Genomic DNA, 12,762 nt, shown 5'->3' on the forward strand with positions numbered 1-12,762 from the left:
CTTCAAGGTGACTTTCGTCGAGTGTCGCCGTTCGAAGCCTCTCGCTCCGCGTCGCGCTTGAGCGCATCCGCCGTACGGATGAACAGGATGATCCAGCTGAAGACGACCGTCCCCGCCACCAGCTCGACCGCGGTGAGCGTGTAGTAGCCGACGGCGAAGAACACCGAGAGCAGCAGGATCAGCAGGATGAACACGTAGCCGAGGATGACGAACGTGCGGGAGACACCGGGGATCCATCGCCGGATGGCGACCACGAGCACGGCGTACGCGACGACCATGCCCGAGGCCACGCCCGTGTGCAGCGCAAAGTGCTGATCGACGGGGAACACGCCGACGAGGCCGAGGAAGATTCCCACGATGACGAGGCACGTCCGCACGGCGACCACTCCGCGTGGATGCGTGGTCGGGATGCCCCGCGTGGCGTAGCGGGCCAGCGTCGTCACGAGGATGCCGGCGACGATCAACGTCAGATTGAAGGCGCGCGCCGAAAGATCGTCGGTCATGCCGAGGGCACTCAGATTCTCCTTCCACCACTGCGGATCGCTCGCGGTGAGCATGCTCGCAAGGACTCCGAGCACGAGGAACACGGCGAGCACCGTCGCCAACAGCTGCAGATCGAGGTGGGTCGCGGAGTAGTAGGTCACGTACGCGGTGAGCGCCGCGGCGGCTCCGGCCAGCATCAGCACGGGTATCGGATACACCACGGCTCCGAGGAGTCCCTGCTCCATGATCGTCGCCGCGAGCGTCCATCCGAGCAGCGCGATCATGGCGTGGGCGAACGCGAAAGCCGCGATGTCGATGATGTCGAGCACGCCGAGCCGCTTCTCCCGCGCGGGATCGGCCGCGATGATCCGCCCCAGCACGAAGACGACGATCGCCGTGACCGCCGACATCAGTGCGACGAACTGGCCGAGCGAGTCAGGGCCGGAGATCGGCGCTGAACGCAGACCGAAGACGGGGAGGGCGACGAGTGCCGCGAGGATGAAGGCGAAGATCGAGATCTGGAGCCCGATGGCCTCCCGCGCACGCTCCCTCGTCGCTCCGCGCGAGCGTGCGGCCGTCAGCAGATCCGGTGTCGGCGGAGTCGTGGACATGGGCCCAGTGTCCTGGCGGTCGCACGCCACCGCACCGACGGGCTCACCCGCGCGGGGTGACCGCGGCGCACGCGCTGCGACCGGGTCGGCGCATCCTTGTCGCATGAGGCGGACGACCCGGACGAGCCTGAAGGAGCCGCGATCGTGACCTGGGAGGACCTTTTCCCCGACGGCCTCTCCGCCCTGCAGATCGGGCTGGCGGTGCTGTCGGTGCTCGTCGGGTGGCTGCTGTCACGGTTCGCGCGCAAAGGCGTTCTCAAACTCACGACCCGGACACCGGGCATCTCGGACTCCGTGGCGCAGCTCGCCGCGCGATTCACCCAGTACGCACTGCTCCTGGTCGGCATCGGGGTCGGCCTGGCCTTCCTCGGCGCGAACGTGCAGCCGCTGCTGGCGATGACGGCCATCGCGGTCGTCGTCCTGATCCTGGTGCTGCGAGGTGTCGCGGACAACTTCGCCGCGGGCGTCCTGATCCAGTCCCGCCAGTCGGTGAAGATCGGCGAGGAGATCGCGATCGACGGCCCGGACGGGGAGATCCGCGGCAAGGTGCAGGAGCTCAACGGACGCGCGGTGATCCTCACCACGGTGGACGGGCGCACGGTGCACGTGCCGAATGCCGCGCTGCTCACCGGCGTGCTCGTGAACAACTCCCGACACGGGGCGCGTCGAAGCGCGCTGGACGTCAGGATCGCGCGGTCCGACGACCTCGATCTGGACGAGGTGATCGGGGTCATCACCGACGCGGCGGCCACCGTCGACGGTGTGCACACGCGCGAGCGCCCAGGCGTGCGCATCAGCTCAGTCTCCCCGACCCGATGGATGTTGGAACTCCAGATCTGGCATCACCCGCTGCACGGCGCCACGGTCGTCTCCGACACCGTGCGCGCAGTGGCCGAGGCACTGGAAGCGGCTGGCCTGCGCAGCGTGGTGGCACCGGAGCAGAGCACGCCGCCCCTCGTCCCTCCCGAGCCCTATTGAGCGCCGGCATCCGTCGGCGGTGCCATCCGCGAGGCGAGCGCGATCACCCGCGAGCGACGGCTACGCTGGCCGCGTGACCACCTCATCACCGCCCGGGGGCTCCGCCGATCGGATGCTCTCCCCCAGTCTTCGAGTGCTCCTGGTACTCGCGGCGAGCGTGGTCACGCTGGCGGGCGTGTACTTCGTGCGCGACATCTTCGGACCGCTGGCTCTCGCGATCGTGATCGTGATCATCTGCGAACCGCTCCGTCGCCCGCTCGACCGCCGCGGATGGTCACGGTGGGCGAGCACGACCGTCGTCATCGTCGTCGCCTACCTGATCCTTCTGGCGATGGGCGCCCTGCTCTGGCTCGCCGGTACGCAGTTCGCACGGCTGGTCGGCGATCTCGTCTCGGAAGGAGGCCTGGCGAACACCGCCGACGAGTTCATCGCCTGGCTGCAGGCCCTGGGCTTGGACGAGCAGGCCTCGGATGCGGCAGCCTCCGTGCTGGATCCCACCACTCTGCTCGGCCTCGTGCGCAGCATCGGCGGCACCGTGCTCAGCGTCGCGACCGCGCTGTTCTTCGTCTGCGCCTACATCATCTTCATGGCGGCCGACGCGGCACGATACCGGCAGGCGCCCGAACTCTTCGGCGCTTCGAAGGGTGCGGTGATCGCGCGCATCACCCACCTCAGTTCCGGAATCCGTCGCTACTACATCGTCAACGCCACCTTCGGCGCCATCGTCGCGGTCATCGATGGCCTGGCGCTGTGGTGGATGGGCGTTCCCGCACCCGTCGTCTGGGCGATCCTCGCGTTCGTGACGAACTTCATCCCGAACATCGGATTCGTCCTCGGACTCGTCCCCCCGGCGATCCTCGCGTACGCGGTCGGCGGCTGGCCGCTCCTCCTCGGTGTGGTCGTCGTGTACTGCGTCGTGAATGTGGTGCTCCAGGTTCTCGTGCAGCCGAAGTTCGTCAGCGACGCGGTCGACCTCAGCCTCACGCTCAGCTTCTTCTCGGTGATCTTCTGGACGTTCATCATCGGGCCCCTCGGCGCGATCCTCTCGATCCCGCTCACCCTGCTGGCACGCGCACTGGTGCTCGAAGGCGATCCGGGGACTACCTGGGTGCGCTGGCTCTCCGGGGATCGCACGGCCGTGCCCGCGGCTTCCGAGCCGGAGCCGGCACCCCAGCCCCGAGGCCGTCTGCGGCGACGGATTCGACGCAGCGTCTGACCTCCCGCGCCCCGATCCACTCCGGCGGGGTATCACCCGGGGGAGGTTAGGGCCTGGTTGTGGCCGCCGTCTTCCCGGGCTGGGATGGGGGACGCGAACGCGCCCGACCGGGTGCGGCTGAGGGAGGCGACGTGCAACGACCACTCGCGGGGCTCACCGGGCGGAACTTCGTGACCGAGCTGACCGCGGGTGTGACACTGCTCGCGATCGCCATCCCTCTGAACATCGGCTACGCACAGATCGCCGGTCTCCCGCCGACCGCGGGGCTCTACGCCCTCGTGGTGCCGACGATCGTGTATGCCCTGGTCGTCTCCTCACGCCAGCTCGTCGCGTCTCCGGATGCCGCGGCCGCCGCGCTCGTCGCCTCGTCGATCGGTGGTCTCGCCGCCGCGGGCAGCGCCGACTACGCCACCCTGGCACTCGCGCAGGCGATCATCTGCGGGGTGATGTTCGTGCTTCTGGCCGTGTTCAAGCTCGGCTTCCTGGCGAACTTCCTGTCGAAGCCGATCCTCGTCGGCTTCGTGGGCGGCCTCGCGCTCGACATCATGGTGAGCCAGGTCGCGAAGATGCTGGGCGTCAAGATCGACTCCGGGAAGGAGTTCACCGGCAAGATCGCCGATCTCGTGGGAGGCTTCACGACCCTCAACGGCTGGGCCGTCCTGATCTCCGTCTGCTCGGTGGCCGTCCTGCTGCTGGGGCGCCGCTTCCTGCGTGCGGTCCCCTGGGCGCTGATCGTGCTGGTCGTGACCACGCTCGTGGTCGTCCTGACCGGGCTCGATCAGCGAGGGGTGGATGTGCTCGGTGAGGTTCCCGCGGGGCCGCCGGTGCTGACCTGGCCCATGATCGACTGGTCGCTGTGGCTCGCGCTGGTGCCCTCCGCGATCGCGCTCACACTGGTGACGACAGCGGAGGGTCTGCTCGTCTCCCGCTCCTACTCCGAGAAACACGGCTATCCGTTCCGCGCGAACCGCGACCTGTTCGCGATCGGCATCTCCAATGTCGCCGCGGGGGCGCAGGGCAGCTTCGCGGTGGGCTCCTCGACCTCCCGCACCGCGGCGATGGATCAGGCCGGATCCCGCACACAGTTCCCCGCTCTGATCCTCGCGGCGGGAACCCTGCTGCTCCTCCTGTTCGGCACGGCACTGTTGGCCGACATCCCCTCCCCCGCGATCGGCGCGATCGTGGGCGTGGCCATCATCCCGCTTCTGGGCGTGCGCGACTTCATCGATCTGTGGCGCAAGGATCGGTTCGAGTTCCTCATCGGGGCGACCTGCTTCCTCACCACGCTCTTCGTCGGTTCGATCGCCGGCATCCTGGTGGCCTTCATGCTCGCGCTCATCAACCTCGCCAAGCGCGCCTCGCATCCGGCGATCGATGTCCTGGAATCCAGCGGCGACCCCGGCGAGTCCCTGCTCGAGGACGCCCCCGCCGGGAACGTCACCGCCCCGGGCGTGATCGTGATCCGTCTCGCGGCCCCCCTGTTCTTCGCGAACGGCGCCGTCTTCTCCACCGCGGTGAAGGAGGCGATCCGCTCGGCCGGATCGGGCTCGGTCCACCACCTCGTCGTCGACATGGAGGCCGTGACCGATGTGGACGTCACCGGAGCGGAGTCCTTCACCGCGCTCAAGGAATGGCTCGCGTCGCAATCCATCTCGCTCGCGTACAGCCGAGTCCGCCCGAAGACGCTGCACCGTCTCACCAGTCTCGGGTTGCTCGACACGGAAGAGGTCTTCTCGACCAACCGCGCCGCGATCAGCCGACTGGCCCCGTCGTCGGCGGAGCCCACGTCCTCAAGGAAAGCAGGTCACTGATGGGCACCGTCATCGGAGAGATCCTCCCGCTCGCCCTCGGCGTGGCGATCAGCCCGATCCCGATCATCGCGGCGATCCTGATGCTGCTCTCGCCGAAGGCGCGCGTCACGAGTGTGGGCTTCCTGCTCGGGTGGGTGATCGGCATCGTCGTGGCGGTGACGGTCTTCACGCTGCTGTTCTCCATCCTCCCGGAGGAGGACCCGGACGCTCCCCGTCCGATCCGCGGCGTCGTGCAGCTCCTGCTCGGGGTGCTCCTCTTCGTGCTCGCCTTCGGACAGTGGCGCAAACGTCCGAAAGCGGGCGAAGAGGCGGCCCTGCCGAAGTGGATGAAGGCGATCGACACGGTCACCTTCCCGGTCGCCTTCGGACTCGGCTTCCTGCTTTCCGCAGTCAATCCGAAGAATCTCATCATGGCGGCCGGTTCCGGCACCGACATCGGCGCTGCGGCTCTTCCCGTCGGCTCGACGGTCCTCGTGGTGGTCGTCTACACGCTCATCGCGGCCTCGACGGTGCTCGTTCCGGTGATCGGCTACCTCATCGCGGCAGACCGGCTTCGAGCGCCTCTGAACGCCCTGCGCGGCTGGCTCGCCACCGAGAACACGGTCATCATGGCGGTGCTGCTCCTGGTGATCGGGATGTCGATGGTCGGAAAAGGCATCGGCAGTTTCTGACCGATGTCCCGCACCCGGCGAACGTGAGACCGATGGTCAGCGTGGTTCGTCGGGTTCGGGATGCACGGCGTCGAGCGCGGCATCCGTGTGCGTCGCGGCGATCGACCCGATCCCGTCTCGTACGGAGACATGCACCCGCCTAGCGGCGGAGAGCCGCAGGAACCAGGGCGTGTGCTCCGCGACCGCCGTCGCCGGTTCCGGAAGCGCAGCCAGGTGCAGGAAGACACCGCGCTGCGCCAACTCGCGATCAAGATCTTCGAGGGCGTCGAGCACCGTGATCGTCATGACTTCCTGCTGTCGCAGCCCGAGCACGAGCGCGCGGATGGGCTCGCTCTCGCGATCGACGAGCTCGAGCACGCGGCGCTCGTTGACCAGCGCGTTGGCGGTGTAGAGCCCCCGTTCGAGGTCGACACCGAGCACCCCGTCGTTCCTGCCCACCACGCGCACCTTCGGCACGTTCAACTCGCGCAGCACGAGGATCAGGGTGACGACGACTCCGACCGCGACGGCCGGGAGGAGCCCTGCCGTGAGCCCGAGGACAGCAACGGACAGGGCGACCCAGAAGTCCACCCGACTGATCCGTGCCCACCGCACCAGCTCGGGGATGTCGATGAGTCCTGCGACCGCCACGAAGACCATCGCCGCCAGGGTCGCCTCCGGCAACAGACTCAGCACGGGGCCGAGGAACAACGACACGAGGAGGGCGAGCGCGACCGTCACCACCGTCGCCAGCTGCGACGCGGCGCCCGCGCTCCGATTGACGGCGCTCTGCGAGAACCCTCCCGCCGCCGGCATGGTGCCGAAGAACGCGCCGACCGTGTTCGCCGCCCCGGTCGCGAGAAGCTCCTGGTCGCTGTCGACCTGACGATCGGTCGCCGCGCGGAGGCTCCGAGCCACCGCTGCGGACTCGAGGAAGGCCATGACCGCGATGGCGAGAGCACCCGGGAGCAACGCGGGGAGCCGTGCGAGGTCGGGGATGCCGGGAACGGGGAGCCCACTCGGGACGGGCGCGATCAGGCGGACGCCGAGCTCATCGATGCCCCCGAGCCCGACGAGGAGGATGCCGCCGACCACGACGACGAGTGTTCCGGGGATCTTTGGGGCGACGAGCTTCAGGACGAGCAGCGCGGCGATCGAACCGACCGACAGGGCCAGTGTCGGCCAGTTCACGCTGTCGAGAGCGTGCCCGACGGCCGCGAGCGACCGGAAGAAGCCATGTCCGGAGAAGTCCTCGCTCTGGCCCAGCAGCTTGGGCAGTTGCCCGACGGCGACCGTTGCGCCGACGCCGATCTTGAGCCCCAGCACCGTCGCACCGCTGATGTTCTCCACGAGCGACCCGAGTCGACACAACCGAGCGAGGAGAAGGGTCACTCCGACGAGAAGCGTCAGCATCATGAGGGAGCTGATGGCGTCATCGGCACCGGCGGCCACGCCCGCGGTGACGAGAGTCGTCGCGGTAAGAGTCGCGATCGTCGACGTCGTCGAGACGCTCATCGCCCGGCTGCCGCCGAGGAACGCGTAGACGAGCATCGGCAGGATGCACGTGTACAGACCGACCTGGACGGGGAGATCGGCGATCGTCGCGTAGGCCATCGCCTGCGGGATCACGACAGCCCCCGCCGACAGTCCCGCGATGACGTCGCGCGCGATCCAGCGGTGCTGGTAGCCCTCGAGCGTGCTGAAGAACCACGACGGTCTTCTCACTGCGCTCACCTGCCTCCGGCGGTCCGATGACCCGAGCGTACTGCGACCGACCGTGGTCGACTCGAGGATCCTCACCCGCCGCGGGTGGGGCGGTGCACCGATTAAGTTGTGCACAACTGACTTGTGTGCAAGCATATACCATATGGCCATGACCGATGAGATGGTGTGCTTCTCGCTGTACTCCGCTGCCCGCGCCACCACTCAGGCGTATCGGGCGCTGCTCGCGCCCTGGGGACTCACCTACCCGCAGTACCTCGTGCTCGCGGCGCTGTGGCTCGACGGCGAGCAGACCATCGGATCGCTCGGCGAGGTGATGCGCCTCGACTCGGGCACGCTCTCGCCACTCGTGCGACGCCTCGAACAGGCCGGTCTCGTCGAGCGATCCCGCAGCCGGACCGATGAGCGTGTCGTGACGGTGCAGCTCACCGCGAGAGGGAGCGAGCTTCGTGCGGAGGTGGCGCCCATTCATGCCGCCGTCGCCGAAGCCGCCGGTCTCCGCGACGACGATCACCGCCGCGCGCTCATCACCGAACTGCGCGACATCACCGACCGACTCCAGCGGGTGACCGCCGGCCTCGCCACGTCCGTCGACACGGACGACCCTCGTTGAATTCACTCACACAGGAACGGAACCCCATGCGCGCACTCATCCACCAGACGTTCGGCGATCCCGAGCAGGTCCTCCGGATCGAAGACCGCCCCCTCCCGGAACCGGGCGCGGGCCAGGTCCGCCTCCGGACGGTGCTCTCCCCCATCCACAACCACGATCTGTGGACGGTCCGCGGCACCTACGGCTTCACGCCCGAGCTCCCCGCGGCGTCCGGCACCGAGGCGCTCGGCGTCGTCGACGCGATCGGGGACGGCGTCGACAACCTCGTCATCGGTCAGCGGGTCGCCACCGGCGGCACATTCGGCGCCTGGTCGGAGTACTTCCTCGCGAACGCGGCCGGCCTGATCGCGGTTCCCGATTCGCTCTCGGACGAGAGCGCCGCGCAGCTCGTCTCGATGCCGTTCAGCACGATCGCCCTGCTGCGGTTCCTCGACGTGGAGCCGGGCCAGTGGATCGTGCAGAACGCGGCGAACGGCGCCGTCGGTCGGATGCTCGCGCAGCTCGGAGCCGCACGAGGCGTCCGCGTCCTCGGCCTCGTCCGCCGCGGAGCAGGGGTCGAGGAGCTGCGGGCGCAGGGCATCGAGGGCGTGGTCGCCACTGATCAGGATGACTGGCGCGAGCAGGTCGCGCACATCACCGGTGGAGCACCCATCGTCGCCGGTGTGGACTCGGTCGGCGGGTCCTCCGCGGGAGACGTCCTCTCGCTCCTTGCCGAGGGAGGCACTCTCGTCGCCTTCGGGGCGATGAACTCTCCGACCATGGAGATCGCTTCCTCCGACGTGATCTTCAAGCAGGCGACGGTGAAGGGCTTCTGGGGCAGCAAGGTGATCCCGCAGCTCGACCCGAGCGTGCGCGGCGAGCTGTTCGGTGAGCTGATCCAGCGGGTCGGCGACGGCAGCCTGACGCTTCCCGTGGCGGGAACCTTCGACGCGGGAGACATCCGCGCGGCGGTGCAGGCGAGCAACACCCCTGGGCGCGTCGGCAAGGTGCTGTTGCGCTTCTGATCCCGCGATCCGAGGGCGGGGCCGGCAATGTCGGTTCCCCGAGGCAGAGTGTGACCATGGAGATCACCCTCATGCAGCCCGAAGGGCTCGTCGCCAGCCCCGCCTTCAGTCACGTCGCCGTCGTGCCGCCGGGTGCGACCACGATCTACGTCGGTGGCCAGAACGGTGTGGATACGACCGGCGCGGTCGTATCCACGGATGCCGCGGAGCAGTCTCTCCGCGCCGTCGAGAACGCCCGCATCGCCCTCGAGTCGGCGGGCGCCGGACTCGCCGACGTCATCAGCTGGACCGTACTGATCCGTCAGGATGCGGATCTCCGCGCGGCCTACGGTGCCGTCGCGTCGAGGCTCGCCAGAGACGGCGCCCCGCCCCTGGTCACCGCGGCCCTCGTCGCGGGCCTCGGTGTCCCCGGGGCTCTCATCGAGGTGAGCGCGGTCGCCGCGGTCATCCGCGACTGACCCGGAGTCCGTCGATCGGAGCCGCCGTACCCGGAGGAGGAGTCAGATCCTTCCGCGGACCGGCGTACGCCCCGTGTCGGCCGCGGCATCGGGCATCGTCATCTCCGCGCGCACACCGAGAAGACGGACCTCGCGCTCGGCGTCGAGGGTCGCCGCCAGCGCGAGAGCCGCCGCCACGAACTCCTCACGATCCTCGGTCGCACCCGGCAGCTTCCGACCGAGCGTCTTCGTCTCGAAGGGCGCGTAACGAACCTTCAGATGCACACGCACGACCGGCCTGCCCTCGGCGGCGCAGTCGTCGAAAGCCTGGACGGCGAGCTCGCGAACGGCCCGCTCGATCTGGTCCGGTGTCGTGAGGTTCTGCTGATAGGTCGTCTCCCGGCTGTGGCTGCGAGCGACCCACGGCGTGTCATCGACGACGGCAGGCCCCTGACCGGATCCGAGTCCGTGATACCAGACCCCCATCCGCGGGCCGAACTCCTCGACGAGAATCGCCTCCTCGGCGTCCGCGAGTTCCCGGACGGTCGAGATGCCACGTGCAGCCAGACGCTTCTGCACCTTCGAGCCGACGCCCCAGAGATCGCGTGTCGATCTGTCGCCCATGACGTCGAACCAGTTCGCTTCGGTGAGCCGGAAGACCCCTCGGGGTTTGCCGAACTCCGTCGCGATCTTGGCGCGCACCTTGTTGTCGCCGATGCCGACCGAGCAGTGCAGCTCCGTCGCCTCACGCACGGCCTCCTGCGCAGCCCGCGCCACGCTCTCGGGGTCGTCCGTGTTCACACCGAGGAAGCACTCGTCCCATCCGACGACCTCCACCACGACCTCCGGCAGAGCACGAAGCGCAGCCATCACGTCCGCGGAGGCGATCTCGTACGCCTGGTGATCGACCGGGAGGAACACGGCGTCCTCCGGGGCCTTGCGTGCCGCGATCTTCAGCGGCATCCCCGAGCCGATGCCGAAGGCACGTGCCTCATACGACGCGGTCGACACGACGGCTCGCTCGGTGGGATCCCCCCGTCCGCCCACGATCACCGGGCGTCCGGCGAGCTCTGGCCGCCGCAGCACCTCGACCGCGGCGATGAACTGATCCATGTCCACGTGCAGCACCCAGTCGGCCATGACACGAGTGTGCCGCGTGAGAGAGCGTCTGTCACCCCGTTCCCGGGCGACCCCGGGCGCGCGTCAGGAGATCGAGACGCCGATCGCAGTCACGATCACGGCGAGCAGAGGTAGCGCCCCCTGCATCGTCGCGGCGCGAGCCTTCGTGCGGTCCGCGAGCACCAGGACGAGCGCGGCGGCGAGCATCATGGCCGTGCCCGCGAACACCAGGGTCAGACCGACCGTCGCGGCTCCCACGATCACGAGACCGATGCCGAGCAACGTCGTCAGCGCCAGGAAGAGGTTGTAGAACCCCTGGTTGAAGGCGAGCTGCTTCATCGTGACGGCGTCCGCCTCGCTGGCGACGCCGAAGATCTTCCTGGTCTCGGGTTCGGTCCACCTCAGCGACTCGAGCGCGAAGATGAACACATGGAACGCAGCGGCAGCTGCGGCGAGGACGAGACCGACGATGAGCATGGGCTGATTCTCTCGTCCGAGAGCTCACCCAGCAAGCCCGCGAGGTCTCCGCGCGTGCTCAGACCAGGAAGATCGGAAGCAGCCCCGGGTTGTGCGCGTGGACGAGCACTGCGAACACGACGGCGTCGAACAGCAGATGCACGGTGACCACGTACGCGAGCGAATGGGTGCGCAGGAAGATGTATCCCTGCAGGAGCGCGAACGGGATCGTGAGCAGCGGACCCCACTCCCGGTACCCCAGCTCCCACAGGAACGAGACGAACACGACGGCCTGGAGCAGGTTCGCGATCACGTTCGGGAAATGGCGACGGAGCAGGGCGAACACCGTGCAGATGAAGAACAGCTCGTCCCAGATGCCGACCGCGCCCACTCCGACGAAGAGCCGCGCGATGAGGTCGGGAGTGTCGACCACGGGCCAGTTCTGATAGACGCCGCTCGTGATGAAGTAGAAGGGGAGGATCAGCCAGCCGAGGACGAGCACCGCCACCAGCCATCCCCATTGGAGCCTCCCCCATCGACGATGGGTCCGCCAAGGGAAACTGATCGCACGGTCGCGGTACACGAAACGCGAGATGACGTAGGGCACGGCCACCGCGCCGCCGAGAGCCAGCGTGAACCGCAGCATCGCGAGGTTGTCCAACTCGGCGGCCAACGGGATGATGCTGACGATCAGCAGACCGACCGCGATCAGGGAGAGGTCGCGGACGAGCGACGGGGGGCGTTGCTCTCCCCCGCTCACGATCCGGCTCTCGGACGGCCGACGGCGTTCGATCACCCAGGCGGCACCAAGGCCCAGAGCGAGCAGCACCCAGCCGAGCCGCGGGATCTCCGCCACGAAGAAGGCAGGAGCTGCGGCGCAGACGAGCCCCGCGGGGACGATACCGGGCCACGTCGCCGCCGCGGTCCGCGCCTCGGTCATGGGCGGGTCCGGCGCCGGTAGACGAGATCGCGGATATCGCGCCCTTTGGCGATGCCTTTGCGCTCGAAGGCGGTCATGACGCGACCGTCGAAACGCTCGGCCCACTCGCCGTCGAACGCGCGCTCGAACAGGGGTTCGGCATCGAGCACCTCGCGCATCTGCAGCGCGTAGTCCTCCCAGTCGGTCGCAAGCCGCAGCAGACCGCCATCACGCAGCGCTCTCGCCGCGGTGTCACCGAAGCCCGGCCGCACGAGCCGACGCTTGGTGTGCCGCTTCTTGTGCCAGGGGTCAGGGAAGAAGATCCACACCTCTCGTGCCGCCCCCTCGGGCAGGTACGACGACAGCACCTCGGGCGCGTTCGCCTCGACGACACGGAGATTGCGTGCGCCCTCACGGTCGGCATCGAGCATGGTCCGGGCGAGCCCCGCGCGGAACACCTCGACGGCGAGGAAGTCATCCTGCGGGCGCGACGACGCCGCCGCGACGATCGCGTGCCCTTGCCCTGAGCCGATCTCGACGTAAAGGTCGGAGTCGCGACCGTACTCCGCCGCAGGATCGAGACGCGCCTCCGGGTGCACCGAGGTCCAGGCGACGTCGCGCGGGACGTCGAGCAGGTAGTGCGGTCCGAGCTCGGTGAAGGCGCGCTCCTGCGCCTCGGACATCCGACCGCTGCGGCGCACGAACGACACCGGTTCGTCTCGGAAGGTACGGGGTTCGGGCAT

The 12,762-nt window shown here is 68.6% G+C and carries 13 protein-coding genes; 7 read left to right on the plus strand and 6 right to left on the minus strand.

Annotation, left to right across the window (positions count from 1 at the left end; genetic code table 11):
• Positions 1-2: 2 nt before the first annotated feature.
• Positions 3-1,094: a DUF998 domain-containing protein gene (locus LVJ59_RS04050; RefSeq protein WP_232762086.1), complete on the minus strand. Its 1,092-nt coding sequence runs from the start codon at positions 1,092-1,094 to the stop codon at positions 3-5.
• Positions 1,095-1,238: 144 nt separating this feature from the next.
• Here LVJ59_RS04050 and LVJ59_RS04055 point away from each other — a divergent pair, with 144 nt between their 5' ends.
• The 4 genes from LVJ59_RS04055 to LVJ59_RS04070 all read left to right on the plus strand — a co-directional run bounded on the left by LVJ59_RS04055 (position 1,239) and on the right by LVJ59_RS04070 (position 5,770).
• Positions 1,239-2,072: a mechanosensitive ion channel family protein gene (locus tag LVJ59_RS04055; RefSeq protein WP_232762087.1), complete on the plus strand. Its 834-nt coding sequence runs from the start codon at positions 1,239-1,241 to the stop codon at positions 2,070-2,072.
• Positions 2,073-2,145: 73 nt separating this feature from the next.
• Entirely contained in the window at positions 2,146-3,288 is a 1,143-nt protein-coding gene (locus tag LVJ59_RS04060) for an AI-2E family transporter (protein WP_232762088.1), read from the plus strand.
• Between the two features lie 131 nt (positions 3,289-3,419).
• A complete protein-coding gene (locus LVJ59_RS04065) occupies positions 3,420-5,099 on the plus strand; it encodes a SulP family inorganic anion transporter (protein ID WP_232762089.1) in 1,680 nt (559 codons plus the stop codon).
• Positions 5,099-5,770, plus strand: a complete 672-nt coding sequence (locus LVJ59_RS04070) for a GAP family protein (protein ID WP_232762090.1) — start codon at positions 5,099-5,101, stop codon at positions 5,768-5,770. Before LVJ59_RS04065 ends, LVJ59_RS04070 begins: the two co-directional genes overlap by 1 nt.
• Before the next feature lie 36 nt (positions 5,771-5,806).
• Here the strand turns inward: LVJ59_RS04070 and LVJ59_RS04075 are convergent, their stop codons facing one another.
• Positions 5,807-7,474, minus strand: coding sequence for a SulP family inorganic anion transporter (locus tag LVJ59_RS04075; RefSeq protein ID WP_232762091.1), 1,668 nt, complete (start codon positions 7,472-7,474; stop codon positions 5,807-5,809).
• 148 nt (positions 7,475-7,622) lie between these two features.
• Here LVJ59_RS04075 and LVJ59_RS04080 point away from each other — a divergent pair, with 148 nt between their 5' ends.
• The 3 genes from LVJ59_RS04080 to LVJ59_RS04090 are packed head-to-tail and all read left to right on the plus strand — an operon-like array spanning position 7,623 to position 9,546.
• Positions 7,623-8,084, plus strand: coding sequence for a MarR family winged helix-turn-helix transcriptional regulator (locus LVJ59_RS04080; RefSeq protein ID WP_374199029.1), 462 nt, complete (start codon positions 7,623-7,625; stop codon positions 8,082-8,084).
• Between the two features lie 26 nt (positions 8,085-8,110).
• Positions 8,111-9,088 (plus strand): zinc-binding dehydrogenase, encoded by a 978-nt coding sequence (locus LVJ59_RS04085; RefSeq protein WP_232762093.1) that lies wholly within the window; start codon positions 8,111-8,113, stop codon positions 9,086-9,088.
• Between the two features lie 56 nt (positions 9,089-9,144).
• Positions 9,145-9,546, plus strand: a complete 402-nt coding sequence (locus tag LVJ59_RS04090) for a RidA family protein (protein WP_131492176.1) — start codon at positions 9,145-9,147, stop codon at positions 9,544-9,546.
• 42 nt (positions 9,547-9,588) lie between these two features.
• Here the strand turns inward: LVJ59_RS04090 and LVJ59_RS04095 are convergent, their stop codons facing one another.
• From LVJ59_RS04095 to trmB, 4 genes are all read right to left on the minus strand, one after another.
• Positions 9,589-10,665: a DNA polymerase IV gene (locus LVJ59_RS04095; RefSeq protein WP_232762094.1), complete on the minus strand. Its 1,077-nt coding sequence runs from the start codon at positions 10,663-10,665 to the stop codon at positions 9,589-9,591.
• A gap of 63 nt (positions 10,666-10,728) precedes the next feature.
• A complete protein-coding gene (locus LVJ59_RS04100; protein WP_232762095.1) occupies positions 10,729-11,121 on the minus strand; it encodes a DUF1304 domain-containing protein in 393 nt (130 codons plus the stop codon).
• Positions 11,122-11,179: 58 nt separating this feature from the next.
• A complete protein-coding gene (locus tag LVJ59_RS04105) occupies positions 11,180-12,040 on the minus strand; it encodes a CPBP family intramembrane glutamic endopeptidase (RefSeq protein WP_232762096.1) in 861 nt (286 codons plus the stop codon).
• Positions 12,037-12,762, minus strand: coding sequence for a tRNA (guanosine(46)-N7)-methyltransferase TrmB (gene trmB / locus LVJ59_RS04110; RefSeq protein ID WP_047520389.1), 726 nt, complete (start codon positions 12,760-12,762; stop codon positions 12,037-12,039). The genes LVJ59_RS04105 and trmB overlap by 4 nt, the downstream gene beginning before the upstream one ends.

Source organism: Microbacterium sp. KKR3/1 (assembly GCF_021272365.1).
GTDB lineage: Bacteria > Actinomycetota > Actinomycetes > Actinomycetales > Microbacteriaceae > Microbacterium > Microbacterium aurugineum.